Below are 26,324 nucleotides of genomic sequence, written 5' to 3' on the forward strand. Positions count from 1 at the left end.
GATAAAATAAGCAAATGGAAAATCCCATACAAAACGACCGTTGGACAGTTCGTTTACCCATTTTATTGAGTGTTACCCTTGCCGCAGGCATGTTGTTAGGTGCTACTTTTTTTGGTGGCAGCAAGGGAATTGCTGATGTAGCCCGAGGACATACCAAGTTCAAGGAAGTACTACAACTCATTGATAATAACTACGTTGATACCGTCAACACCGACGAGTTGGTGGATTATTCCATCACCAAAATGCTCGAAAAACTCGACCCTCACACTTATTATTTTAACCCCAAAGATGCCGTAGCTGCTCGCTCACAACTCGAAAGTGGTTTTGATGGCATCGGTATTGAGTTTAACCTCTACAAAGATACCGTTTACGTAGTCACGCCTTTGGTCGGCGGGCCGTCGGAAGCTGCTGGTATTCAGAGCGGGGACAAAATTTTAAAGGTAAATAGCGATATTTTTACGGGTAAAAAAGTGGACAATGCCTTCATTTTCTCCAAACTCCGCGGGCCGCGCGGTAGCGAGGTTAAAATCGAAATTTTGCGCCGTGGCGTACCCAAACCCCTATCGTTCTTGCTTCGCCGCGACCGCATCCCTACCTTCTCGGTCGATGCCGCTTATATGATGGACAAAGAAGTGGGCTACGTCAAAGTTACTCGTTTCTCCGAATCGACCTACGATGAGTTTAAAAACGCCGTGAGTTCGCTTAAAACCCAAGGCATGAAAAAACTCATGCTCGACCTCCGTGGCAACCCTGGCGGATACATGGATAGAGCCACCAACATGGTGGACGAATTGTTGGCGGGGGATAAATTGATTGTTTATACCGACGGCAAAGACGACCGCTACGACCGCCAAACCCGCGCCAAAAATGCAGGAATGTTTGAAAACGGCAGCGTGGTTGTTCTCATCGACGAAAGCAGCGCTTCGGCTTCTGAAATTGTGGCAGGAGCGCTCCAAGACCATGACCGCGCGCTCATCGTCGGACGCCGTTCGTTTGGAAAAGGCTTAGTGCAAATGCCCGTCAATCTTTCAGACGGCTCTGAATTACGTCTGACGATTTCGCGCTACTACACCCCGAGCGGCCGTAGCATCCAAAAACCGTACAAAATGGGTGACTTGGAAGGTTACGAAAAAGACATCAAAAATCGGTTCGAACACGGCGAGTTGTTTGTTTCTGACAGCATCAAAAATAATCCTAAACTTCAGTACCGTACCGACGCTGGACGCATTGTGTACGGTGGCGGTGGCATTACGCCCGACGTATTTGTACCGCGCGATACCAGCATGATGTCGCCGTATTTGTACGAGTTGTTTGCCAAAAATACCGTACGCGACTACGCCCTCAACTACGTCAACCAAAATCGCAAACAGTTTGAAAAACAAACTTTTGCCGAGTTTTTGAAAAGCTATAATGTCACCGATGCTGATTTGAACGGCGTGGTTAAAAACGCGACCGCTGATAACATCAAGTTCAACGAAAAAGAGTTTAGCCGTTCTAAGCCTTACATCCGTACGTACCTCAAGGCGCTTATTGCCCGTTATGCTTACCAAAAACGCGACAAAGGGGGCCTCAACAACGAATTCTACCAAGTCATGTCCAACACGGACGAAGGCATTCGCAAAGCGGCAACCCTTTTTGACGAAGCCGAAAAATTGGCCAAAGGAAACGTAAGCTTAAAAGACGCCAAAAAATAATGACGCCCAAATCAGTCGCAAGCTCGCAAACAACCATTACGGAGTTGATGATTCCGTCGTACGCCAATTTTGGAGGCAAAATCCACGGAGGTATTTTGCTTTCGCTCATGGACAAAGTCGCTTATGCCTGTGCGTCTAAGCACGCGGGGACTTATGTGGTGACAGTGTCGGTGGACGGGGTCAATTTTCTCCAAGCCATTGAAGTCGGCGAACTGGTTTCGTTGCACGCCTCGGTCAACTATGTGGGGCGTAGTTCGATGGTCATCGGGATTCGGGTTATTGCCGAAAACGTCCGCTCAGGCACCCAAAAACATACCAATACCTCGTATTTTACGATGGTGGCCAAAGACGATGACGGCAAACCTACAGCAGTTCCGCCGTTGTTGTTGGACTCCAAAGAAGACATTCGACGGTTTTTGGAAGCCATCAAACGCCGCGAGCTAAAAAACCTCTACGCCGACGAGTTTGACAACGAAAAAACGCGCTTGAGTGTGGAAGAAAACCTTCATTTGTTGGAAAAAGAACGTTGCGTTATCGCCCAAAGGTAAACCGACATTGTGTATCTTTGCGCACTTAAAAATCAGAAAAAACTATGTTTGGAGATATGATGGGAATGCTTGGAAAGGTAAAAGAATTCCAAGCCAAAATGAAAGAAGCCCAAGAAAGCCTTGGCCAATTGAGTGAGTCGGCAGAAGCAGGTGCGGGTATGGTGAAAGTCACCGTAAACGGCCGCAAACAAATCACTAACTTGACGATTGACCCCGATTTGATGAAACCTGAAGACGCCGAAGTCGTACAAGACCTCATCATTGCGGCGGTCAATCGGGCGATGGAAAACATCGAAGAAAAAATCAAAGTCCGTATCCAAGAATCAACCGAAGGCGTTTTGCCCAACATTCCAGGGTTGGACTTGAGTAAATTCATGAAATAATACGCAATGGATAAAATCGCCATTGTTATTTTGAACTACAACGGGAGAAACTTTCTAGAAAAGTTTCTCCCGTCTGTTATTGCGCATTCGGAATCCTATCCGATTTACGTAGCCGACAGTGCCTCGAAAGACGATTCGGTGGCTTGGACGCGCGCGCACTATCCCAGCGTTCGGTTGATAGAACTTCCACAAAACCGAGGCTATGCGGGTGGCTATAATGCTGCTTTGGGCCAAATTGAGGCCGAATATTACGTTTTGCTCAATTCTGACGTCGAAGTCACTGCCAACTGGCTCGCTCCAATGGTGCAGTTTTTGGACACTCATCCCAACGTGGGCGCGTGCCAACCCAAATTGCTGGCTTACCACGATAAAACGCAGTTTGAATACGCAGGAGCTGCGGGTGGATTTATGGATTGGCTGGGTTTTCCTTACTGCCGTGGGCGAATATTTGACCATTGCGAGACCGACAAAGGCCAGTACGATACCCCAATGCCCATTTTTTGGGCGTCGGGGGCATGTTTGTTTATTCGGGGGCATTTATTCCACGAACTTGGCGGCTTCGACGAGGACTTTTTTGCCCACATGGAAGAAATCGACCTCTGCTGGCGTCTGCACACGGGCGGTCACGAAATTTATTGTCTTCCTCAATCGACGGTCTATCACGTAGGTGGCGGCACGTTACCGCCCTCCAACCCCTTCAAAACCTACCTCAACTACCGCAATAGCCTTGCGATGCTCTACAAAAACTTGCCTTCTAAAAATCGCTTTGGCATTATTTTTTGGAGATTGGTAGTGGATGGAATTTCAGCCATTCGATTTATACCAAAAGGTGAATGGGCAAACATTTGGGCTATCATTCGGGCTCATTTTGCGTTTTATGGGTGGATTGGGCGCAATTTATCGCAGAAGCGAGAAAAAATTATTCGAGAAATCGGACAGCCAAAAGAGGCTCATTCCCTGCCTATTGCGCCCAAGAGTGTGATTTGGGGCTATTTTGTCAAAGGTCAGAAAACGTTCGACTCATTTTCAAGACCTTAATCAAAAAAATTACTTGTTTTATATTCTGTCAAAAAGCCGATAAAATCCTTTAATTTTGCGGCTTATAAAACTTTAGTCACTCTGCGAAAGCAAACAATATGGCATTATTTGATTTTTTAACGAGCGAGATTGCAATTGACTTAGGAACGGCCAATACCCTGATTATCCATAAGGATAAAATTGTGGTGGATGAGCCTTCCATCATTGCTTTGGACAAGAACAACGGGAAGGTGCTGGCGATTGGTCACAAAGCGATGCAGATGCACGAAAAAACCAACGAAAATATAAAAACCATCCGCCCGTTAAAAGACGGTGTAATTGCCGACTTTACCGCCGCGGAATTGATGATTAGAGGGATGATTAAGATGATTGCTCCAAACAATCGCTTCTTTACGCCTTCGCATCGAATGGTTATTTGTATTCCTTCGGGTATTACCGAAGTAGAAAAACGGGCCGTAAAAGATTCGGCCGAACACGCAGGTGCCAAAGAGGTATATATGGTGCATGAACCTATTGCAGCTTCTATTGGTATCGGTATCGACATCACACAACCCAACGGTACCATGATTGTCGATATTGGTGGTGGAACGACCGAAATCGCCGTGATTGCCCTTTCGGGTATCGTGTGCGAGCAGTCGATTCGTATTGCGGGTGATGTTTTCACCAAAGACATCGTGGATTACATGCGCCGCGAGCACAACCTTCTCATCGGAGAGCGTTCGGCAGAGCAAATCAAAATCGAAGTAGGTTCGGCCTTGCCAGAATTAGACAGCCCTCCAGCTGACTTCGAGATTCGTGGACGTGACCTTATGACGGGTATTCCAAAAGAAATCAAAGTAACCTACAGCGAAATTGCTTACGCCCTCGACAAGTCGATTTCTAAAATCGAAGAAGCGGTGATGAAAGCCCTTGAAATTTCGCCGCCAGAACTTTCTGCCGATATTTATACCAACGGTATTCACCTCACGGGAGGTGGAGCATTATTGCATGGTTTGGACAAACGCCTTGCGGCCAAAACCAAACTTCCTATTCACGTTGCCGATGACCCACTCAAGGCCGTTGTAAAAGGAACAGGTGAAATCCTGAAAAATTTAGAATTGTATAAATCGGTATTGATTCAGTAATTATTCGGATGGTTTATAGTCGATAGTCAATGGTCGATAGTCCACGGTATGCTTACTATGGACTGTGGACCACCGACTGTGGACTATAAACTATCGACCATGGACTATGTACTATCGCCCGTGGACTATGTAATAAAAAAATGCTCCAACTATTTGAGTTTATTGGGCGTAACCGCAATTTTATCCTCTTTGTGTTGTTAGAGGTGTTTAGCTTTTGGTTGCTTGTCAATAACAACAACTACTGGAGTGTTGAGTACTTTAATACAGCTAATACCCTGAGTGCTAGGAGCCTTGAATTGTCTAACGCAGCGCGCGAATACACCAACTTACGGAATGTGAACGCAGCCTTGGCCGAAGAAAACCGTCGCCTCAACGAGCTGATTACCAAGCTTCAACAGCAAAAACCCGCCAATGCCCCCGTAGGCTATCAAGCAGACTCTGCCTTTGCCAATCGGTATAAATTTGTGACGATTGCCAAAGTAATTGAAAATAGTACACACCGAGCTGACAATTACTTGACCATCGACAAAGGCTATGCCGACGGCATCAAAGAAGGCATGGGCGTGGTATCGGCGACAGGCGTCGTGGGTAAGGTCAAGATTTGCAAAAAAAAATTCTCAGTCATCACGTCCATTCTGCACTCGCAGTTTATGGTTTCTACCAAGCTGCTCCGCAGTGGTGACCAAGGAACGGCCAAGTGGGAAAATAATACCACCCCTTCCCTCATTCAGCTGAAGGACATTTCTCGTTATACTACAATCATGAAGGGCGATACAGCCGTAACTTCTGACCAAAACATTGTTTTTCCACCTGGAATCGCCGTTGGTATTGTAAAATCGTTTCGTGTAGCGTCTGACCAAGCATTTTTTGACATCGACCTCAAACTTTCTACCGACTTTTCGAAGATTTCGTACGTGTATTTGGTAGAAAACAAATTATTGGAACAACAACAGTCGCTTCAAGAAAGCCTCACTCCAAAACGCAAATGAACCCAACCGAAATCATTCGCACTGTCGTCAGATGGCTCGTGTACGTGTTGCTCCACATTTTTGTTGCACGTCACTTGGTGCTGTTCGACTACGCGTTCTGTTTTATTTACGTAGGCGCTATTTTATTCTTACCGATTGAAATCAACCTCACTGCGTTATTGTTCATTGGTTTTTTTACTGGGGTTATTATCGACACCTTCGACAACACCCTGGGGCTGCATACTTCAGCCTCCGTACTAATCGCCTACCTTCGTCCTATTATTATTAAATATCAACTTGGGCAAAAGCTTACAGAAGGCCGCCTTCAGCTATCCATTAAAGAGTTGGGCTTCCCCACTTTCTTGTCGTACATCCTGATGCTGATTTCGATTCACCACATGGTGTTGTTTTTGGTTGAAGCAGGTAGCCTCCGTTTATTCCCCTATACCTTCTTAAAAATCGTGTGTAGCCTTGTGTTTACCACAATGACGATTATTCTAACGCGCCTTTTTTCTCGTTAACCCTCGTTTATTTTTCACTGACATTTTGTCCCACTTTTCATTTTCCAAAACCATTGGAATAGTTTTTGACGTATATTAGTACGAACTAATCTGGGAACATTTATCAACAATTAATCACAAAAAAATAACCTTTCATGGATTGTTTTTGTTGATTGAAGAAAGATGATTTGCGGAGAAGGGTGATGGTTTGTTAAAATTCGTAAATTTACGGCAGCCATGTCAGTCATTATGTCAGAAGAAATCGAAGAAATACCTTTAGCCGCCTCCGAAACGTCGTACAGCGACACAGAGCGCAACGACATCTTCAACCGCGAGTTTATGCCCCACATAAACTCCATGTACAACTTTGCCTTTAGGCTAACCATGGACGAGGACGATGCCAACGACCTTGTCCAAGATACCTATTTAAAAGCTTTCCGTTTTATTTCTTCCTTCGAGCGGGGAACTAATGCCAAAGCGTGGTTGTTCAGAATCCTGAAAAACAGTTTTATCAACGACTACCGTAAGCGTAGTAAGGAACCTTCTAAAGTCGATTACCAAGAAGTAGAGACTACCTACAACTCGGAAGAAGCCGCAGAAGTTGACCATACGACCGACTTGCGCGTCGAGACTGTCCAAGACATGATTGGCGACGAAGTGGCTACGGCCCTTAATTCGTTGCCCGTCGATTTTCGTACGGTTATTATCCTTTGTGACATCGAAGGGTTTACCTACGAAGAGATGGCTAAGATTCTGGATATTCCTATTGGTACAGTTCGTTCTCGTCTGCACCGTGCTCGGAATCTCCTCAAAGACAAACTCAGAACGTATGCCGCTTCAATGGGCTACGATACTGACGAAGAGTAGCAATCATAACCACCCTTTTCTTGCGGGCTAACGCGTAGAAAAAATCACCAAAAGCAGACACCCAAAATGTTTGCTCATAAACATTTGTGTTGTTGGTGAACGATTTGCTTGGTTAAATTGGTTTAGTTTGAATAACAGGGAGATTAGAAAATAAAAAGTCGTTTACACTGCCCAACAGGAAGCTCAGAAGTATTCGTGAACTTTTTCTTTGAAGAATTCCTTTTTATAATAAATAACAAAAAAAACAGAAAGATTCAAAGAATTCATTGAACCTTTACAATAGTATTGGATATGCAATCGTCACCTTCTGCCACAGAGAACACGAAGTATCAGAAAGAGTACTGCGAGCACCACGCAGAGTGTCTGAAAAAGATTCAGGCGGTCTTAGATGGAGGAGCAACCGAGGACGAGAAGGATCACTTCCGAAAGAACATGGACCACTGCTTGCATTGCATCAAAATGTATCACCTCGAAAAGTGCGTCAAAGAATCTCTTCAATCGAAAATTGATAAACGCCTTTGCCCCGACAATCTCGTCGCTACAATCAAAGCCAAACTCAATATATAATACGCTTTGGAAGGAAAACTCATCATCTTCTCCGCCCCGTCTGGTTCTGGTAAAACCACTATCGTTAGACACCTTCTTACTAAGTACAACAACTTAGGGTTTTCTATTTCGGCCTGCACCCGCGACCGCCGTGGCCGCAACGAAGTGGATGGCAAAGACTATTACTTTCTTACGCCCGACGATTTTAAGAAAAGAATTGACAACAACGAGTTTGTTGAATGGGAAGAAGTATATCCTGGAGGCTACTACGGTACGTTAAAATCAGAAATCGAACGCTTGTGGGCCAGCGGCAAACACGTCGTTTTTGACGTTGACGTAAAAGGTGGGCTCAAGCTAAAAGAGTATTTCCAAGAGCGGGCATTGGCCATCTTTGTGAAAGCTCCCAGCGAAGAAGCAATCAAAGAACGCCTCATGTCACGCGGGACAGAAACCGAAGACAGCTTGTCTAAACGACTCTTCAAGGTAAAATTTGAAATGTCATTCCAAGATAAATTTGACGTTATTCTAGTCAATGATGATTTAGAAGCTGCGCTTGCCAAAGCCGAAGAATTGGTCGAAGACTTTACAAAATAGCAGTTGCAAAAGGTTTTACTACTCACTCCGCCTTTCACTCAGCTGAATACCCCCTACCCTGCTACGGCTTACATCAAGGGGTTTCTGAACACGCTGGGCGTTGTTTCTCACCAAGCCGATTTGGGGATTGAAGTCATTTTGAAGCTATTTTCGGCCCAAGGGCTTACCCAACTCTTCGATGCCCTCGAAAAAGCCGAGCATGACATAGAGCTTACCGAAAACGCGTTTCGTGTCTATCACCTTCGCGACGAATACATCGCGACCATCGAGCCCGTCATTTCTTTTCTACAAAATAAAAATCCCACCCTCGCCCACAGCATCTGCGACCGCGCCTATTTGCCCGAAGCATCCCGCTTCAAAGACGTGGAAGACCTCGATTGGGCGTTTGGAACCATGGGTACGCAGGATAAAGCCCGCCATTTGGCAACTCTCTACTTGGAAGATTTGGGTGATTTTCTGCAAGAAGCCATCGACCCTCATTTTGGATTTAGCCGCTACGCCGAACGCTTAGGACGCACTGCTACGCATTTTGACGAACTCTTGGCCGAACTTCAAAAGCCTGACACGCTTATTACCGTTTTTCTCCATGAGTTATTGGAACAAAAAATGGGGGCATTCCAGCCTACCGTTGTTTGTTTGAGTGTTCCTTTTCCAGGCAATTTGTTTGGAGCACTAAAGTGCGGTCAGTACCTCAAAAAACACTATCCTGACGTAAAAATCGTGATGGGAGGTGGCTTTTGTAATACCGAACTGCGCTCACTTTCGGACCCGCGCGTATTTGATTACCTCGATTTTGTTTGTCTCGACGACGGCGAGGCTCCTCTGCGCACATTGCTCCAATACCTAGAAGAAAAACGCTCTTTGTCTTCGCTCAAACGGACGTTTGCTCGTACCGACAATCAAGTTGTTTATTACAACGGTGCTTCGGAAAAAGACGTAGCGCAACGAGACACGGGGACGCCCGATTATTCCGACTTATGTTTATTGGACTACCTTTCGGTTATCGAAATTGTCAATCCAATGCACCGCCTTTGGAGCGATGGGCGCTGGAACAAACTGACCCTTGCCCACGGCTGCTACTGGGGAAAATGTTCTTTCTGTGACATTTCGCTGGATTATATCAAAAACTATGAACCTCTCACGGCCGCGCTGATTTGCGACCGAATCGAAGAGATTATTGCCAAAACCCAGCAAAATGGCTTTCATTTTGTGGACGAGGCCGCGCCGCCCGCTTTGCTTCGCGACGTAGCAATTGAAATCATCCGCCGCAAGCTAACCGTCGTTTGGTGGACTAATATTCGTTTTGAAAAAAACTTCACCCACGATTTATCTTTATTACTCAAAGCCTCAGGCTGCATTGCCATGTCGGGTGGACTAGAAGTCGCTTCTGATCGCTTGTTGGCGATGATGAAAAAAGGGGTAACTGTAGGACAAGTAGCACGCGTCGCCGATGGGTTTACCCAAGCGGGCATCATGGTTCACGCCTATTTGATGTACGGATTTCCGACACAAACGGCTCAAGAAACCATTGATTCGCTCGAAATGGTGCGTCAATTATTTGAAAATGGCGTTCTCCAATCAGGTTTTTGGCACCGTTTTGCCATGACTTCCCACAGTCCCGTGGGTTTGGCGCCCGACGCTTTCGACGTGCAGCGCATTGGGCCTAGCTTCGGAGGTTTTGCCGATAATGATTTGTACCACGACGACCCCAAAGGCGCCAACCACGATTTGTACAGCGAAGGGCTTCGCAAGTCATTGTTTAACTACATGCACGGAGTAGGTTTTGATATTCCTCTTTCAAAATGGTTTGATTCAAAAGTACCTACGACGACGATTCCGCCGAATTACATTCAGCGACAAATGGCGCAAAATGAAGATAGCGTCCGTAAAAATGCCTTTGTGGTTTGGCTTGGGAAGCTCCCTAATGTGGAGTATTTTGAGGTAAAGCAAGGAAAAAAAGTAATCGAATTGGCCGAACTCCATTTTTACGATAAAAAACACGATTGGAGCATTCAACTTCCTGCCCAGCAAGCGCATTTTTGGGAAGGGTTATTTCCAAAAATCGCGATTCACCTTTTTGAACAACCACTTGCTTTCCAACAATTACAAACGGAGTTTGAAGCAGCTCATTTGGGAAGTTTTAGCGCTTTCTCCAAAACGCCAACGTGGAAAAAACTTCGTGAGAATGGGTTGTTAATTCTCTAGGAGACGCTAGGCTAAATGCAATCCTACCACAAGCCCCCACATCAGTAGAAAGCTAATAATCAAAGACACATTGACCAAAACTCCCGCGATTCGAGAATCGTAATTGAGTTCGTCGGCAAAAGGAAGAATCGTCATTCCAATTGGCAGAATTACGCAGACAATCAACACATTACGAAACATGGAAGGCTCAGGAATAAACGTATAAAGCAACACAACCGCCAATAGCCCACAGCCATACCGAATAGCCAGAACCTTTGCCACTGCCCATACTTGGCTCTTTTCGAGGGCAAAACTCATGTAAATCCCCATCAGTAAAAGCACCAACGGCTTGTTGGCTTTGGCCAGTACGTCCAAAAAATCGTAGGCAACGGTCGGAAGTTCGATGTCGAGCGCGTTGATCGTTAGACCAATAAACATGGCTTGCAGCGGCGGCAGTTGGAGTACTTTTCGCAGCACTTTTTTAAATTCTACGGAAGTGCCTTCTTCTTTTACCGCAAAATAACTCCCCACCGAATAAACCAATCCGAAGGTAATGATGGTATTACCAATGTCGAACATCGCGACGTAAACCAGTCCTTCTCTACCCCAAATTCCCTCAATAATAGGAAAGGCAAATAAACCTACATTGAGCCCCCCGCAGGCCATCGTCAGCATTCCTCTTAGGCGGTCGGAATAACCCGAAAACCAAAACCAGCCAATAAGCGTCATTATCGACCCCAAAGCAATGCACAGCAAAGGGCTAAAAAACAAAGCGGGTTTAAAATCAATGCGAATCGTGCTGACAATCATCAACGCAGGGAACGTCGTGTGCATCAGAAATTTAGAGATTGATTTTCCGTCTTTTTCGGTCACAAAATCAAATTTTTTAATCAAAAAACCCATTGTGGCAATGCCAAGGGTAATGAGAAAAACACTGTTGGTCTGATTCATGGGAAGTGAGTTGAAGAGCGAATGCGAAGCACTACAAATGCAAAACTACAAAAGTGCGTTGGAAGGACGACCAAAAACTTTGAAAAGTCTAATTTTTGGGCCAATATTTTATGCGTAGTTTTTATTGAGGCAAAGCGTCAACAAGTGGCATTTTCTTGCCTGATTACAATCTATTTTTTGTTAAGTACAATTTTGCAAACGTTATCGGTAACGATTGCGTAAAAATATCGGCGCAAATCGTTGATTTACTCCATAATTAAAAATAAACTCAATCCTACCAAACTACAACCTTGGTAGTCAAAGCCAACACATTCATAGCTAAAAAATACAATTTTGAACTCTTCTATTCATCCTGCATTCGAGAAAGCCTTGGTGGCCGACGGTGACATCCCTTGGGAAAAAGTTGACGATAAAATCCAACGGAAGATTATGTCCTTCTCCAACGAATTAATGTTGGTTAAAGTAGCCTTTTTACAGGGAGGAATAGGTACTATGCACAAGCATCCTCATTTACAAATTAGCTACGTCGCCAGTGGGGCCTTTGAGGTGACGATTGGAGACGAAAGTCGTTTGCTTCAAGCAGGAGATGTCTATTTTGTACCTTCCAATGTATTGCATGGCGCGGTATGTCACGAAGAAGGTGTACTCATCGACGTATTTAACCCACTCCGCGAAGATTTTTTGTAGCCTAAGGTACAGGAAAGCAGTACCACAAACAGTCATTACTTTTAGCCTCCATTTTTTAACTATCAATATGAAACGCGTTCTTCTACATCTCATCGTAGGTATGTTGGTAGCCTACACAGCTACCGCCCAAAAAGCCCCCTATTCGGTACGCATGGCTGAGTCGTTTATGACTTGGCACAAAGACTCCATCGCGGTCAAAGAAAACAAACCTGCCAGTTGGGATTATGAGCAGGGCTTGATGTACAAAGCCATCGAAAAAGTGTGGAATCGGACAGGAAATGGCAAATACTTTGAATACGTGCGCCGTGATATGGATCGCTATGTTCAAAAAGACGGCTCCATCCGCACGTACAAATACGACGATTTTAACCTTGATAATATCCCTACGGGTCGGGCCTTGTTGACCTTGTACCAACAAACCCAACCCGACAAAGACAAGTACCGCAAAGCCGCCGATTTGCTTTGGAAGCAAATTGAGAACCAACCCCAAACCAAAGAAGGTGGATTTTGGCACAAAAAACGTTACCCGTATCAAATGTGGCTCGACGGCCTGTTTATGGCTGAGCCTTTTGCTGCTGAGTACAGTCTTATTTTTAACCATCCTGAGCATTTCGACCACATCGCCAAACAGTTTGCCCTCATCGAAAAATACGCCGTTGACCCCAAAACGGGCTTGGTTTACCACGCGTACGACGAAAGTAAAGAGCAAAAATGGGCAGACCCCAAAACGGGTCTTTCGCCTCACTTTTGGAGCAGAGCGATTGGCTGGTACGCCATGGCATTGGTCGATGTCTTAGATTATATGCCCGCCAACCATCCTGAACACGCCAATCTTATTAAATACCTTCAGCGCCTTGCCCCTGCATTGGTAAAATACCAAGACGCCAAGTCGGGCGTGTGGTACCAAATGACTACCCAAGGAACGCGCAAAGGAAACTACTTTGAAGCATCGGCTTCGTGCATGTTTGTGTATGCCCTCGCCAAAGGCGTACGGATGGGGTATTTGCCTGCCACTTACCTTGCTTCGGCCAAAAAAGGATACGCAGGTATTTTGAAGGAATTTGTGGAAGAAGAAGCCAATGGTACCATCAGCCTTAACAAAACGGTGAGCGTGGGTGGCCTTGGAGGTTCTCCTTACCGCGATGGCACTTACGAATATTACTTGAGCGAGCCAATCCGCAAAAACGACCTCAAAGGTGTGGGGCCGTTTATTTTTGCCAGCGTAGAAATGGAAATTGCCGCAGAAAACAGCCTCGGAAAAGGCAAAGTGGTAGCTGCTGATTATTATTTTAATCATGAATTCAGAAAAGACCACAATGGCAACCAAGAGCAATTTCACTACACGTGGGAAGACCGCCAACATTCAGGTTTTTGGCTTTGGGGAACTATTTTTCGCGATTTAGGGGCCAAAACCACCAGCATTACAGCCGCCCCAACCGCTGCTAACCTCAAAAATGTCAACGTCTATATCATCGTTGACCCCGACACCAAGAAAGAAACTGCTGCCCCAAATTTTGTCCAAGAGGGCGACATCAAAGCCATCAGCGCTTGGGTAAAAGCAGGAGGAACGCTGGTGCTGATGTCTAATGACACATCCAACTGCGAACATCCTCACTTCAACCGTTTGGCCAAAGAATTTGGACTCCAGTTTTTGCCCAAAAACGTCAACATGGTACAAGGACAGCAGTGGGAACAAGGACGCGTGGACATTCCAGCAGACAACGCTGTATTTAAGAATACGCGCGTAGTCTATATCAAAGAGTTATCTCCGTTGGAAGTAAAAGCTCCTGCGCAAGCACTTATCACGCAAAAAGGCGACGTTATCATGGCCGTATCGAAAGTTGGCAAAGGCACGGTTTTTGCCGTGGGTGACCCTTGGCTTTACAACGAATATACCGACGGTCGTCGCATTCCGATGACCTACGAAAACTTTTCAGCCGCCAAAGATTTGGCAACGTGGCTGTTGACCACAAAAAAATAAAAAACTTAGGCTTCCCAGTCGCTTGCGAATCCAACCTGCTTGTCCTTCTCTGTTTGGAGAAGGCAAGCAACTGGCAAGTTTTTACGAAAACGTTACCGAAAACGATTGCGTGGAAATAATTCGACAAAAGATTGAAGTCAAGCAGAATAGGTCGTAATCTCGAATCCGAATACAATACAACCTTCCTTTTTTTGAACCAAAAATTTGAATTGATAGCACTATTCCACCAATGAGCCATCTATCTATAAACGAACTATCGCGCCTACGCCAGCACCCAAATTTGGTCGTACCTGAGGCGTCTATATTTGACCTTCCCGAAAAAGTATTACAATTTGGGACGGGGGTACTGCTGAGAGGCTTACCTGATTATTTGATTGACAAAGCCAATCGCCAAGGCGTATTCAATGGCCGTATTGTGGTTGTAAAATCGACTGACTCGGGCGATTCGGCTGCTTTCGACGAGCAAGATGGTTTATATACACTTTGTGTTCGCGGGATTGAAAACAACGAACTCGTCGAAGAAAACATCATTTGCTCGGCCATCAGTCGCGTGTTGTCAGCCAAGTCGCAGTGGGAGGCTATTCTTGAGTGCGCCAAAAATCCTGAACTACAAATTATTCTTTCCAATACCACTGAGGTCGGAATTCAATTGGTTCAAGACGATATTTCGGACACAACTCCTACTTCGTTTCCTGGCAAATTGTTGGCCTTTCTTTACGCTCGTTTCAAAGCATTTGGGGGAAGCCAAGAATCAGGTTTGGTGATTGTTCCGACCGAATTGATTCCTGATAATGGCACCAAATTGGAGTCGATTGTGATTGAACTGGCTCACCGCAATGGCCTAGAGTCGGGCTTCTTTGATTGGCTCGAAAGTGCCAATCACTTTTGCAACTCGCTCGTTGACCGTATCGTCCCTGGCAAACCCGACGCCGATACGTGCCAAGCGTTGTACGATGAACTAGGTTACGAAGATAAGTTACTGACGTTGAGCGAAGTATTTCGTTTGTGGGCCATTGAAGGCGACGAACACGTCAAACAAGTTCTCTCATTTGCCACAACCGACGACGGTATTTTTATTGAACCCGATATTAACTTGTTTCGTGAACTCAAGCTTCGCTTGCTCAACGGCACGCATACGCTTAGCTGCGGTTTAGCCTACCTTGCAGGTTATGACACGGTTATCAGCGCCATGCAAGACGAAATTATGGCTTCTTTCATCGGCAATTTAATGTTGGCCGAATTGGGCTTGGCCATTCCGTATCCAATGGACGACAAACGTCCGCAGCGATTTGGAATGCAAGTCATTGACCGTTTCCGCAACCCTCACCTCAATCACCAGTGGCTTAGCATCACGCTCAATTACACCTCCAAAATGAAAATGCGGAACGTAGCTACGTTGTTACGCTACTACGAAATCTTCGACTGCGTTCCTCAATATATCTCTTTAGGGTTTGCCGCTTACTTGTATTTTATGAAACCTGTTGCCAAAGAAGGTTTTGTGTATTTTGGTGAACGTAACGGCATTCCTTATCCCATTCAAGACGAAAAAGCCGAGTATTTCTACCAAAAATGGCAACAATACGATACCGCAGAGCTAGTTGAAAAAGTGCTGCAAGACAAAACACTTTGGGATGCGGACTTATCGCTTCTACCTGGCTTTACGCAAAGTATCATAGATAACTTGGAAAATATGCTCGAAAATGGGGTAAAACAATCCCTCGAAAGCTTTTTTCTAAGACATCCCTCTCAGGTAGCCGAAACGAACGAGATTCTCTAAATTTAATCCTCATTTACTGACATGTTGGTAACTAAGACATTTCTTGACGAAGATTTTTTACTCCAAACCGATAGCGCACGCACACTCTACCACGAGTTTGCGAAGCAAATGCCTATCATTGATTACCATAACCACCTTCCTCCTGACCAAATCGTAGCCGACAAAACGTTTGAGAACCTGACGCAAATTTGGTTGTACGGCGACCACTACAAATGGAGGGCGATGCGTACCAATGGTATCAATGAAAACTATTGTACGGGCGCTGCCACCGATTACGAAAAGTTTGAAAAATGGGCCGAAACCGTGCCTTATACCCTTCGTAACCCACTATACCACTGGACGCACCTTGAGTTGCAGCGTTATTTCGACGTTCACGAAGTTTTAAGCCCCAAAAGCGCCCGTCGTATCTATGACGAATGTTCGGAGAAACTGCGCACCCCTGATTATTCGGTGCGTAACTTGCTCCGCAAAATGAACGTAGAAGTGGTATGTACCACCGACGACCCGCTCGATACACTAGAATACCACCAACAATTAGCTACAGAAGGGACGTTTGAAGTTCAAATGCGTCCAGCCTTCCGACCTGATAAGTTTATCCTAATTGGCAACGCCAACTTTGCTACCTATCTCCAAAAATTAGGTGCTATCGTTGGTTTTGAAATCAATCGTTACGACGACCTTACCAAGGCACTCCGTGCGCGCGCCGATTTCTTTGCTTCTTTGGGCTGTAAATTGTCTGACCACGGCCTAGAGCAAATCTACGCCGCTGACTTTACTCCAGAAGCAGCCGATAGTATTTTGCAAAAAGCACTTGCAGGACAGACGCTGTCTCAAAACGACATCTTGGTGTACCAATCCGCCATTTTGCACTTCTTGGGCACGATGTACCACGAGCTTGGTTGGACGCAACAGTTCCACTTGGGAGCACTCCGCAACAACAACGCCCGCGCTTTACGTCTTCTAGGCCCTGATACCGGCTGGGATTCGATTGGTGACTGGTCGCAAGCAATGGCATTGTCGAAATTCTTGGGACGTTTGGACGAATACGACCAATTGGCCAAAACCATTATTTATAATCTCAACCCTGCCGATAACGAAGTGATTGCGACCATGATTGGCAACTTCAACGACGGGTCGATTGCGGGTAAGGTTCAGTTTGGGTCGGGATGGTGGTTTTTAGACCAAAAAGACGGCATGGAAAAACAAATTACGGCTTTGTCGAACATGGGCTTGTTGAGCCGCTTTGTAGGTATGCTCACCGACTCACGTTCGTTTTTGTCGTTCCCTCGTCACGAGTATTTCCGTCGTATTTTGTGTAATATGTTCGGAAATGACATCGAAAACGGCGAAATCCCGAGCGATATGGAATGGGTTGGCCAAGTGGTTCAGAACATTTGTTACAACAACGCAAAACAATACTTTGGATTTTAGAACCTTTTTTTCTCAACCACTAAGGCACTAAGATTTATTAAGTTTTCATTTTTCGTACAGGCGGTTGCTCACAACCGCCTATGTACTAAAAGTATAGCACTATGGACATCAAAAATAACGTAGGATTGGGGACTATTTGCTGCTTTGGGGAAGTTCTCCTTCGCTTTTCGCCTCAGTTCAACGGAGAATGGATTAAGCAAGCAAACATGCCTGTGTTTGTGGGAGGAGCCGAGCTCAATGTGGCCAATGCCCTTGCTAATTGGAACATTCCTGTTCGGTACAGTACCATCATGCCCGAAAACCAACTTTCGGTCGAAATCAAAGAATATTTGACCCAAAAAGGCATTGATACCGCGGGTATTCGCCATTTTGGAAGCCGAATTGGGGCGTATTACCTTCCTCAAGGTGCTGACCTCAAAAACGCGGGCGTGATTTACGACCGCGCGTTTTCGTCGTTTTCCGAACTTGCTGTAGGGAAAGTTAACTGGGAAGAAGTGTTGGAAGGCTGCTCTTGGTTTCATTTTAGTGCCATTAGCCCCGCCCTCAACCAAGACGTAGCCGATGCCTGTAAAGAAGCCTTAGAAGTTGCTTCCCGCAAAGGCTTGACCATTTCGGTGGACCTCAATTACCGTGCGAAATTGTGGCAATACGGCAAAAAACCCGTTGAAATTATGCCCGAATTGGTCAAGTATTGTGATGTCATCATGGGCAATATTTGGGCGGCCAATACCCTTTTGGGCATTCCTGTCGATAAAACAGTGGAAGAAGTTCATACCCAAGAAAGGTATTTGGAACATAGTATTACGACCGCAGAAGCACTTCAAGCGGCTTATCCCAAATGCAAAGTGGTAGCACATACGTTCCGTTTTGACGCGTTTGGACAAGGCATTGAGTATTACACCACTCTCTACAAAGATGGGCAGCAGTACGTTTCCCCTGAATTCACGACCGAAAAAGTAGTCGATAAAGTCGGCAGCGGTGACTGTTTTATGGGTGGACTCATTTACGGATTAAGCCAACATCACGCTCCGCAAGACATTATTGATTTTGCAGCGGCGGCTGCTTTTGGCAAACTGCAAGAATACGGCGACGCCACTCAACAACGCGTAGAGGATGTGCAAGAAACCCTCCAAAGTACTACAAATGTTGCGCCTCTACCGAGGCTACTTTGAATTCCTCATCTCCTGAAAATACATAACCATTAATTTCCCCTCAGAAATGGCCTTTGAACCACAAAAAGTCTATCAAACCTTAGCCAACGCCCCAATTGTCCCCGTGTTTTACCATGCCGACGCAGACCTTACCTGTCAAATCATCAAGGCGTGTTACGAGGGCGGAATTCGGGCGTTTGAGTTTACCAATCGTGGCGACAAAGCCAAAGAAGTTTTCAAAGTATTGCGCCAATACATAAGTACAAACTACCCAGAAATGGCTTTAGGTATTGGAACGATTTTCAACGGACAGCAAGCCGAAGAGTTCATTGCAGCGGGTGCCGACTTCTTAGTACAACCCGTTACATCTCCCGATGTCGCTGACGTTTGTAAAGCACATAACATTGCTTGGATGCCAGGTGCGATGACCATCTCGGAGGTATATAAAGCCACGGTACTGGGCGCTGAAATCGTGAAGATTTTCCCTGGCAATGTGGTTGGGTCTGGCTTTGTGAAAGCGCTTAAAGGCCCGATGCCTGCCACCAAAGTAATGGTAACAGGAGGCGTAGAACCCACTCCAGAAAGCCTCAAAGAATGGTTTGGCGCAGGGGTAAGCGCCGTGGGAATCGGCTCGCAACTTTTTCCAAAAAATGTCGTCGAAGCAGGCAATTTCGAAGAAATTACGCAAAAGATAAGTGCTCTAATTAGTTATTACCAAACCCTTACGAAGTAGTAGGTTGCCCCTAAACAACCTTCTATATTACAAGGATTTAAACCCTTCTACCTAAATGGAAAAAATCGGTAATTATCGCTGGACGATTTGTGGTCTGGTGTTTTTTGCAACTACCATTAACTACCTTGACAGGCAGGTTATTAGCCTTTTAAAATCCACCCTTTCTGAAGAACTCAATTGGAACGATGGTGACTATGCCAACATTGAGATTGCATTTAAACTATTTTATGCTTTCGGGATGCTTGGTGCAGGACGTTTAGTGGATAAGTTGGGTACCAAAATCGGTTATGCAGTGGCGACTACGCTGTGGAGCCTCGCAGCAGTAGCCCATGCTTTGGTCAATACGGTTTTCGGGTTTGCAGTCGTGCGCTCGGCGTTGGGTATTACCGAAGCGGGCAACTTCCCAGCTGCGATTAAAACCGTAGCAGAGTGGTTTCCTAAAAAAGAACGCGCTTTTGCCACGGGAATTTTCAACTCAGGCACCAATTTTGGAGCGATTGTAGCCCCGCTTTCAGTGCCTTTTATCGCGGCTGAAATGGGCTGGCAATGGGCTTTTATTATTACAGGGATGTTGGGTTTTATATGGCTGGTTCTTTGGCTAATGTTTTACGAAACGCCAAGCAAAAGCCCCAAACTCTCTAAAGCCGAATACGATTACATTCACTCTGACGCGGCGGAGGTATTGGCCGATAAAAATGACGTAGATAAACCACAAGTTCCTTGGACAAAGCTGTTGAGTTTTAAACAAACGTGGGCTTTTGCACTTGGTAAACTCCTCACTGACCCTATTTGGTGGTTTTACTTGTTTTGGTTGCCCGATTTTCTCCAAAGCCAATACAAACTCACAGGCACTGAAATCGCGATTCCTGTGGCGTTGGTTTATACGTTATCCACGATTGGAAGCGTAGGTGGAGGTTATGTGCCTATGTATCTCATCAAGATGGGCTGGCCTGTCTTTAAAGCCCGTAAAACGTCGATGTTGGTTTACGCACTTTGCGTGTCACCTATCGTTTTTGCTCAAATTTTGGGTGGTATAAACATGTGGTTGGCCGTTTTAGTCATTGGTTTTGCGGCGGCGGCTCACCAAGCATGGAGTGCCAATATTTTCACGACAGTTTCTGATATGTTTCCCAAATACACCACAGCCTCCGTCACTGGAATCGGCGGTATGTTTGGCGCGTTGGGAGGTATTTTGCTTTCACTGTTGGTTCAGAAAAACATGTTTGTCTATTACCGTTCTATTAATCAAATCGAAACGGCATATTACATCATGTTTTTTGTATGCGGAGCAGCCTATGTTTTGGCCTGGGTGGTTATGCACTTCTTAGTACCAAAAATGAAACCCGTTGAATTATAATGATGAAAAAGATAGTCTTAGTACTTTTTCTTAGCGTTTGCTCGTGGGCAGCGCAAGCACAGTCGAAAGATGGAGTAGCGGTAGCCAACGCCGTTGAAGCGCTCAAAAAAGCGATGATAGACGCTGATAAAACAGTCCTCGAAAACCTTGCCGCTGACGGCCTTAGCTACGGGCATTCAAGTGGAAAAGTGGAAGACAAAGCAGAGTTTGTTCGCGCTATTGTGAGCGGAGAATCTGACTTTGTTACGATTGATTTGACCGAACAAACCATCAAAATTGTGGGCAACAATGCCATCGTTCGCCACAAGCTTTCTGCCAAAACCAACAACAAAGGGCAAGCAGGAACCGCTAATATTGCGATTCTGCTCGTTTGGCAAAAACAAAAAGGACAGTGGAAAATGTTAGCGCGCCAAGCGGTGAAGATTTAATAAGTGGGTCGGGTTGCTCAACCTCCCGAAAGTTCAAAACTTTCGGGAGGTTTTGTTTTATTTCAAATGTAATGTCCCAAAAGAATCAGGACGATGGAATCGTGGGGTTGCTCCACTCATGGTTGGACTCCAACACAAAAAAGCACAATCGGCAGGGCTACATTTCCAGTCAGTAGTTGAATGCGATTGGAGCGAGACGATGCGGTAAAAATTGAGGCGATAGGTGTCCTTTTTACCGCCCAATAAAGCCCACGGAATCTGCATTTTGCCCGACCACGTATCGCCTGCGGTCTTCACTTCATGTTTTATTCCCGCTTTTTCGTAAGGTACAAACGCCAAATTTTGCGGGGCTTCTTTCGTAGGATTTTCAATCCATCCCACAAAAAGAGCATTATTAGGGTTAATTTCTAGTTCCAAATACCGCGTCGGAATGGCTTCGCCTTCGGCAATAAACAACTCAAACACTTCCTGATTCCACATATCGGTATTGTGCCCTCGGTAGCTATTTTCTTTCCAAAAAGGGTTTTGGCCGCACTCAAAATCAATGTACAAATACGTGTCGTCGTAACGAAGTTTTACTTGCGTTGGCTGAGGAGCCGTGCGACCGTCGGTAGCGTATTTGAATTGCGTTTCGGGCAACGTCAACCATTGCTGGGAAGTTAAGGTAACAGAAGGGTTAGCAAGATTCATGAGGAACAACGATAGTAGAAAACTGTACATAATTGGCTAATAATTAACGGCTCCGTCTTTTTTAAAGGGCTTTCCTGACCACGCTTTCTTTTGCGTCCATTCGGCATCAGCATCGACCCAGAAAGGGTCAGACGCAGGTAAGCCAAGTGGCAAAAATCCCAACGTAGTCAGATACATACTTCCTGAGTTGGAATACGAGTCGGCAATCGTGGGCTGATGTCCCGCAAAGCCCAGCGTCAGCCAGCCTTCTTGGTCGAACACCCCTTCTTGCGAAAACATCCGCTTGATGACGGCCGTCAGGGCACAACGCGCCTGCGACGGAGTTACGTTTTCGGGTAGCTGATGAATCAATGCGGCGTGCGTCAACGACTGAAATGCAGCTACTCGGTACGTAATACTACGGCCAAAGGCAGGAAATGTACCTTCTGGGGAGATTAAACGTTCCAAAAAATCGGCATGGCGCTGCATTCGTTTTATGGCAAGGTTAGTACGGTCTTGTAAGGCTTTGTGGTTTCCGTTGGGCGCTTGGCGTTTGTTGACTTCCAGCCACGTTTGCAGTACGTCCACCAACATGGGTTGGATGACAAACGAATTGTAATAATCTATGTGAAACACTTCGCCGTCTTTGAACCAACCATCTCCTACGTACCACTCCTCAATTTTCCGAACGCCAAACTCAATGCGATAACGGTCGGCATTTTCGCCAATCGACAACAGAAAAGCTTCTACAATGGCCGCAAAAAGTACCCAATTATTGTTGGGCGGAACAACTCGTCGTAACAGTGTAAACTCCTCAATCACCCGTTTTTGGGTAGTAGCATCCAGCGGTTTCCAGAGCGCATCGGGCGCTTTGAGAAACGCCTGCGCCAAAAAGGCGGCGTCCACCAGCGTTTGGCCTTCTTTTCGCCACAGCATGTAATCGGGCGAGTCGGGGTTGACGCTGTTTTCGATGCTTTTGAGGGCGTACTGTTTGAGCTTTTTGCGTAATACTCCCTCTTCGGTATCGTCGTCGGGCAAGGCCAACCAAGGTGCCACGCCCACGATGGTACGGCCAAAAGCCTCCAAGTACGCGACTTTGGCATTGCGGTTGTCCCAGGTGGGGCTAAACTCCACTTTCCAGTTTTTGACCAGCGTGTGTTGGCTCAAATTTCTCAGGACGGGTTCGGCGATTTTGTAAAGTAGCTTGGCCCAATACAGGCGCACGTTTTCGGCAGCGGGTTGCAATGGCTTTTGCCAATTCAGCACACCCCATCCCAAGGCCGCGTTGGTATGGAGAAAATTTCGTCGGTTCATTGGTAGGGATAAAAATTAGCGTTTGCGCCTTGAATCAACAATGTTCAGCACATGAATAATTTGTTGTTCTTCCAAAACGCTGTAATAAACTAAGTAGTGGGGTTTGACTCTAAACTCACGAACGGAGCTTAAAAGTTCGTGTTTTCGGCCAGCGTAAGGCTGCCGTACAAGCATATCAACGGTATCAATTAGAAATTCTGAAAAGTTGTGAGAAGCTTCAAAACCCCATTTATCTAACAGATAGACCAATATTTCCCTAATATCTTCTTGGGAATTGGGCGAATATATTATTTGGAAAGCCATTCGTTTACCTTGTTTCGCAACTCATCACTTCTCACTCCTTCGGCTGGGTTTTGTTGTAACGAAGTGGTCAAAGTTTGTACAAACGCAGGGGCATTACTATCAAAATGAATTTCTCTACTTTGAAAAAAGAAACTGAGATTAGCATACAAATCTTCAATGTCTTGCTCATCGGTTAGCAAGTCAATTTGTTGATGTATTTTTTCTTTTAGCTCAATCACCGACATCGTTTTACTTCTTTTAGTTTTAATCAAAATTAGAGAAAAATGTCAGAAAAGCAAATTTAACCCTTCTCACTCCAGCACCTTCAAACACACAGGCATCGAGACTTTGATTTCTTTGCCAGTGGGTGTCAATTTCCCCGTTTTGGTATCTCGGCTAAAAATCACGACGTTGTCGGTATCTTGATTCGCCACAAGCACCCATTTTCCCGTAGGATCAATCATAAAATTGCGGGGTGTTTTACCGAGTACATCTTGGTTTCCGACGTAGGTAAGCTCACCCGTTTTTGGGGCAATGCCATAAATGACTAAGCTCTCTTGGGCGCGGTTGGAGCCGTACAAAAACTTCCCGTCGGGCGAAACGTGAATATCGGCGCACCACATACGCCCCGTGTAGCCATTGGGGAGCGTCGTCACCGTTTGTATGGGCGTTAATTTCCCTTTTTTGTACTCAAAGCGCGTCATTGTTGCGTCAAGTTCATTGATGACGTACGCCCATTTTCCGTTGGGGTGAAACGTAAAGTGGCGTGGCCCAGCCCCAGGCGTGGCCGCCGTAAACGCAGGATTGCCAGGCGTAAGACGTCCTGCTTTTGTATCGAGGGTGTAGGTCATAATCTTGTCCATACCCAAATCAGGCACAAATACATCGACGTTGTTAGGCGCAACATTGATGGAATGGACGTGTGCTTTCTCTTGGCGTGCCTCATTCACGCTTTTGCCTTCGTGCTGAATAGTTTGGGTAGCCACTCCCAACGAGCCGTCGGCCTGCACGGGTAAAATACTCAAACTACCACCTCCGTAGTTTCCCACCATCACCCATTTCCCTTTTTTGTCAGTCGCCACGTGACAGGGGCCATTTCCTCCCGCCGATTGGGTATTGATGAACGTCAATGCTCCTGTATTTTTATCGAATGAGTACGAATTAACCGCTCCGCCATTGACTTCCGCAACCGAATACACAAAACGTTTATCGGGTGAAATAGCCAAAAAAGAAGGATTTTTGACCCCTTTGGCAATGCTTACTGGGCTAAAATCACCCGTTTCGGTATTGAATTTATAGACATAAATGCCTTCGCTGGTTTTGGTTGTGTAAGTACCAATAAAGAGGTACTTATCGGCGTTTTGTCCCCACGCACAAACATTGAACATTGCCAGCAGGCCGACCAGTAAGAAATTGCTTCGTTTCATTCTGTGTATGTTTATAAAAGTAAAAAGCGAACTCAGTGAGAGTCCGCTTTTTAAAGGATTTATAGCTACTTTCTTACTTCTACCGCCCTAATTTCAACTTCATCGGTTGCAGTTTTTTGGCTCGTCCTACTTCTTTACCGTCCACCAATACGCGCAAGCCTTTTCCTTTTTGGTAGTGTTTACCCGTTTTATCCCAAAGCACAGTTACGCTTTTTCCGTGGTACAAAACTTTATCCAAACAAAACCAATCCCACTGATTTTGAGGAACTAACGGGTGAATTTCCAAAACATCATCGGCGCGGGGTTTGAGCCCTACCAAGTCACTGATAATCAAATCGGCATAGCCTGAGTGGTTGTAAAACTTGCTGCGGGGGTCGTCGCCTTTGAGCCATCGGCCATTTTTCTCGTCTTGGTATTCTCCGAGGTACAACTTGCCCTTCATTTGGTGCGAACGCGCATAACGGTGAAGCTCATCGTAGAACACCTGCGGCGTCATTCTCCCGTGGTTTTTGTAATTAGTAAGCAAATTTGATAGCGCTCGGAGCGTTTGGGTCGTGGCAAAAGGCCACACGGGGCCGTCCCACTCGCAGCCGTGCCCCGAACCGTGCGTCCGAAACAGCGGATGTCGGCGCTCGGCGGTGGTCAATCCCCAAGGGGCCCGAAACCCCGTCGTATCGGTAAGTTGTTCCCACTGTCGGGCGTATTTTGGAGCATCGTCGGGCAGGTTGAAGTACCACGGAATAAACCCAATGGCTTCGCGGGCTTGGTCGAGGTGGCCGTTTTCGTGTTTTACTTTAAAAAACGACGCTGATTCATCCCACAAGTTTTCGTGAACGAGGCGTTTGAGCGTTTCGGCTTTTTGCTGGTATTTCTGACGAAGCGTATCATTGCCCACAATCGCCGCCATGCGCGATAACGCAAGGGCATTTCCGTACATATAACTGTTGATGGTCGGGCGGATGTTTTTTTCTTTTCGCGAGCCACTTATCGATTCTTCCATCGCATCACGAACGTCAAATTGCCAAAAAAGCTGCGTTGGGAGCATTTTCTCCGCTTCCCATTTACGGTAATCGGCCTCTAAATCAAGCAGTGTTTTTTGTAAAAAAGTTTTGTCTAAGTTTACCAAATACCGACCATAAACGGCATCGTCCACCCAGCTACTAAAAGCATGAAAACGTTGAACGCTATGTTTAGGGTCAACGTACAGCCAAAACGAAATGTAGTCGTTGATGTACTGCGGATTGTGCAACCAGCGCCCTTCGTAAATGTGGTGCCCCAAGGCGCTGCTAATGGCGTTGTGCTTACCCGCGTGGTTGACTTTGGTGATAAATTCGGTAAAAATAAAGCCATCAGGCGTTTGTTTGAGGTGCTTTCGGAACGACCACCAACGGTAATTATAGACCGTCCGAATGACCGAATCGGGGCAATCAAACAATGGAACGTTTTTAGAAAGCCATTCAAACGATTGCTCGTTGGTGACGTAGTTTTTGACGGCTTCCTCGTCGATGGAATTAAAATAAGCAATGTCTTTTTTGAGTGCGTCGGTGGTTAAAACCGTTGCCTTTTGAGCGAAACTTTGAAGGAACAAAAGGCAAAAGGCAAGGGGTAAGAGTCTGACCGTCCCACGGCAAATTTGCAAGGGGCAAAAGGCAAAGAGCGTATTATATTTTTTCGTGTACATGGGTTAAAT

General features: G+C 45.8%; 26 protein-coding genes. 19 read left to right on the forward strand and 7 right to left on the reverse strand.

The genetic code is table 11. From position 1 onward, the window contains the following. The first annotated feature begins 14 nt into the window (after nt 1-14). The 11 genes from AC23N5_RS02945 (at nt 15) to AC23N5_RS02995 (ending at nt 10,467) form a co-directional block, all read left to right on the forward strand. Nucleotides 15-1,694 carry a S41 family peptidase gene (locus AC23N5_RS02945; protein ID WP_122932680.1) on the forward strand — a complete coding sequence of 560 codons (1,680 nt, stop codon included), beginning with the start codon at nt 15-17 and terminating at the stop codon, nt 1,692-1,694. Beyond that, complete coding sequence (locus tag AC23N5_RS02950; protein WP_183977489.1) at nt 1,694-2,242, forward strand: acyl-CoA thioesterase; 549 nt, start codon at nt 1,694-1,696, stop codon at nt 2,240-2,242. Before AC23N5_RS02945 ends, AC23N5_RS02950 begins: the two co-directional genes overlap by 1 nt. A gap of 44 nt (nt 2,243-2,286) precedes the next feature. Continuing rightward, nucleotides 2,287-2,625 carry a YbaB/EbfC family nucleoid-associated protein gene (locus tag AC23N5_RS02955; RefSeq protein ID WP_183977492.1) on the forward strand — a complete coding sequence of 113 codons (339 nt, stop codon included), beginning with the start codon at nt 2,287-2,289 and terminating at the stop codon, nt 2,623-2,625. A 6-nt stretch (nt 2,626-2,631) separates the two neighbouring features. Further along, nucleotides 2,632-3,663, forward strand: coding sequence for a glycosyltransferase family 2 protein (locus AC23N5_RS02960; RefSeq protein ID WP_183977494.1), 1,032 nt, complete (start codon nt 2,632-2,634; stop codon nt 3,661-3,663). Nucleotides 3,664-3,761: 98 nt separating this feature from the next. Next, complete coding sequence (locus AC23N5_RS02965; RefSeq protein WP_028523756.1) at nt 3,762-4,787, forward strand: rod shape-determining protein; 1,026 nt, start codon at nt 3,762-3,764, stop codon at nt 4,785-4,787. 140 nt (nt 4,788-4,927) lie between these two features. Further along, a complete protein-coding gene (gene mreC, locus AC23N5_RS02970; protein WP_487754416.1) occupies nt 4,928-5,776 on the forward strand; it encodes a rod shape-determining protein MreC in 849 nt (282 codons plus the stop codon). Further along, a complete protein-coding gene (locus tag AC23N5_RS02975) occupies nt 5,773-6,276 on the forward strand; it encodes a hypothetical protein (RefSeq protein ID WP_028523754.1) in 504 nt (167 codons plus the stop codon). Before mreC ends, AC23N5_RS02975 begins: the two co-directional genes overlap by 4 nt. 216 nt (nt 6,277-6,492) lie before the next feature. After that, nucleotides 6,493-7,122, forward strand: coding sequence for a sigma-70 family RNA polymerase sigma factor (locus AC23N5_RS02980; RefSeq protein ID WP_183977498.1), 630 nt, complete (start codon nt 6,493-6,495; stop codon nt 7,120-7,122). A gap of 291 nt (nt 7,123-7,413) precedes the next feature. After that, nucleotides 7,414-7,689 (forward strand): hypothetical protein, encoded by a 276-nt coding sequence (locus AC23N5_RS02985; protein ID WP_221225696.1) that lies wholly within the window; start codon nt 7,414-7,416, stop codon nt 7,687-7,689. A gap of 6 nt (nt 7,690-7,695) precedes the next feature. Then, nucleotides 7,696-8,262 (forward strand): guanylate kinase, encoded by a 567-nt coding sequence (gene gmk, locus AC23N5_RS02990; RefSeq protein WP_487754417.1) that lies wholly within the window; start codon nt 7,696-7,698, stop codon nt 8,260-8,262. 3 nt (nt 8,263-8,265) lie between these two features. Further along, on the forward strand, nt 8,266-10,467 hold the full coding sequence (locus AC23N5_RS02995; protein ID WP_487754418.1) for a B12-binding domain-containing radical SAM protein: 2,202 nt from the start codon (nt 8,266-8,268) through the stop codon (nt 10,465-10,467). 6 nt (nt 10,468-10,473) lie between these two features. On the opposite strand, the gene AC23N5_RS03000 is transcribed toward AC23N5_RS02995, so the two are convergent. Beyond that, nucleotides 10,474-11,397, reverse strand: a complete 924-nt coding sequence (locus AC23N5_RS03000) for an AEC family transporter (protein WP_487754419.1) — start codon at nt 11,395-11,397, stop codon at nt 10,474-10,476. A 333-nt stretch (nt 11,398-11,730) separates the two neighbouring features. Between AC23N5_RS03000 and AC23N5_RS03005 the strand changes: the two genes are divergently transcribed. The 8 genes from AC23N5_RS03005 (at nt 11,731) to AC23N5_RS03040 (ending at nt 20,942) form a co-directional block, all read left to right on the forward strand. Continuing rightward, nucleotides 11,731-12,084: a cupin domain-containing protein gene (locus AC23N5_RS03005; protein ID WP_229601419.1), complete on the forward strand. Its 354-nt coding sequence runs from the start codon at nt 11,731-11,733 to the stop codon at nt 12,082-12,084. Nucleotides 12,085-12,151: 67 nt separating this feature from the next. Continuing rightward, on the forward strand, nt 12,152-14,065 hold the full coding sequence (locus AC23N5_RS03010; RefSeq protein WP_487754420.1) for a glycoside hydrolase family 88 protein: 1,914 nt from the start codon (nt 12,152-12,154) through the stop codon (nt 14,063-14,065). Between the two features lie 229 nt (nt 14,066-14,294). Beyond that, the gene (locus tag AC23N5_RS03015) at nt 14,295-15,842 is read left to right on the forward strand and encodes a tagaturonate reductase (RefSeq protein ID WP_487754421.1); all 1,548 of its coding nucleotides are present in this window, start codon (nt 14,295-14,297) and stop codon (nt 15,840-15,842) included. Between the two features lie 21 nt (nt 15,843-15,863). Then, nucleotides 15,864-17,273 (forward strand): glucuronate isomerase, encoded by a 1,410-nt coding sequence (uxaC, locus tag AC23N5_RS03020; protein ID WP_487754422.1) that lies wholly within the window; start codon nt 15,864-15,866, stop codon nt 17,271-17,273. Between the two features lie 101 nt (nt 17,274-17,374). Continuing rightward, a complete protein-coding gene (locus AC23N5_RS03025) occupies nt 17,375-18,445 on the forward strand; it encodes a PfkB family carbohydrate kinase (protein ID WP_487754423.1) in 1,071 nt (356 codons plus the stop codon). 46 nt (nt 18,446-18,491) lie between these two features. Further along, nucleotides 18,492-19,157: a bifunctional 4-hydroxy-2-oxoglutarate aldolase/2-dehydro-3-deoxy-phosphogluconate aldolase gene (locus AC23N5_RS03030; RefSeq protein WP_487754424.1), complete on the forward strand. Its 666-nt coding sequence runs from the start codon at nt 18,492-18,494 to the stop codon at nt 19,155-19,157. A 55-nt stretch (nt 19,158-19,212) separates the two neighbouring features. After that, nucleotides 19,213-20,514 carry an MFS transporter gene (locus tag AC23N5_RS03035; protein ID WP_487754425.1) on the forward strand — a complete coding sequence of 434 codons (1,302 nt, stop codon included), beginning with the start codon at nt 19,213-19,215 and terminating at the stop codon, nt 20,512-20,514. A 2-nt stretch (nt 20,515-20,516) separates the two neighbouring features. After that, complete coding sequence (locus AC23N5_RS03040; protein WP_487754426.1) at nt 20,517-20,942, forward strand: nuclear transport factor 2 family protein; 426 nt, start codon at nt 20,517-20,519, stop codon at nt 20,940-20,942. 57 nt (nt 20,943-20,999) lie between these two features. Here the strand turns inward: AC23N5_RS03040 and AC23N5_RS03045 are convergent, their stop codons facing one another. The 6 genes from AC23N5_RS03045 to AC23N5_RS03070 all read right to left on the reverse strand — a co-directional run bounded on the left by AC23N5_RS03045 (nt 21,000) and on the right by AC23N5_RS03070 (nt 26,315). Continuing rightward, entirely contained in the window at nt 21,000-21,632 is a 633-nt protein-coding gene (locus AC23N5_RS03045; RefSeq protein WP_487754427.1) for a carbohydrate-binding family 9-like protein, read from the reverse strand. A 36-nt stretch (nt 21,633-21,668) separates the two neighbouring features. Then, nucleotides 21,669-22,925 carry a DUF2264 domain-containing protein gene (locus AC23N5_RS03050; protein WP_487754428.1) on the reverse strand — a complete coding sequence of 419 codons (1,257 nt, stop codon included), beginning with the start codon at nt 22,923-22,925 and terminating at the stop codon, nt 21,669-21,671. Between the two features lie 15 nt (nt 22,926-22,940). Further along, the gene (locus tag AC23N5_RS03055) at nt 22,941-23,228 is read right to left on the reverse strand and encodes a type II toxin-antitoxin system RelE/ParE family toxin (RefSeq protein ID WP_183977518.1); all 288 of its coding nucleotides are present in this window, start codon (nt 23,226-23,228) and stop codon (nt 22,941-22,943) included. Next, a complete protein-coding gene (locus AC23N5_RS03060; protein WP_221225697.1) occupies nt 23,213-23,479 on the reverse strand; it encodes a hypothetical protein in 267 nt (88 codons plus the stop codon). Before AC23N5_RS03060 ends, AC23N5_RS03055 begins: the two co-directional genes overlap by 16 nt. A 39-nt stretch (nt 23,480-23,518) precedes the next feature. Beyond that, on the reverse strand, nt 23,519-24,634 hold the full coding sequence (locus AC23N5_RS03065) for a lactonase family protein (protein ID WP_487754429.1): 1,116 nt from the start codon (nt 24,632-24,634) through the stop codon (nt 23,519-23,521). Nucleotides 24,635-24,713: 79 nt separating this feature from the next. Then, on the reverse strand, nt 24,714-26,315 hold the full coding sequence (locus AC23N5_RS03070; protein ID WP_487754430.1) for an MGH1-like glycoside hydrolase domain-containing protein: 1,602 nt from the start codon (nt 26,313-26,315) through the stop codon (nt 24,714-24,716). Nucleotides 26,316-26,324 lie beyond the last annotated feature (9 nt).

The sequence above is a fragment of the Runella sp. R5_40 genome, assembly GCF_057652295.1.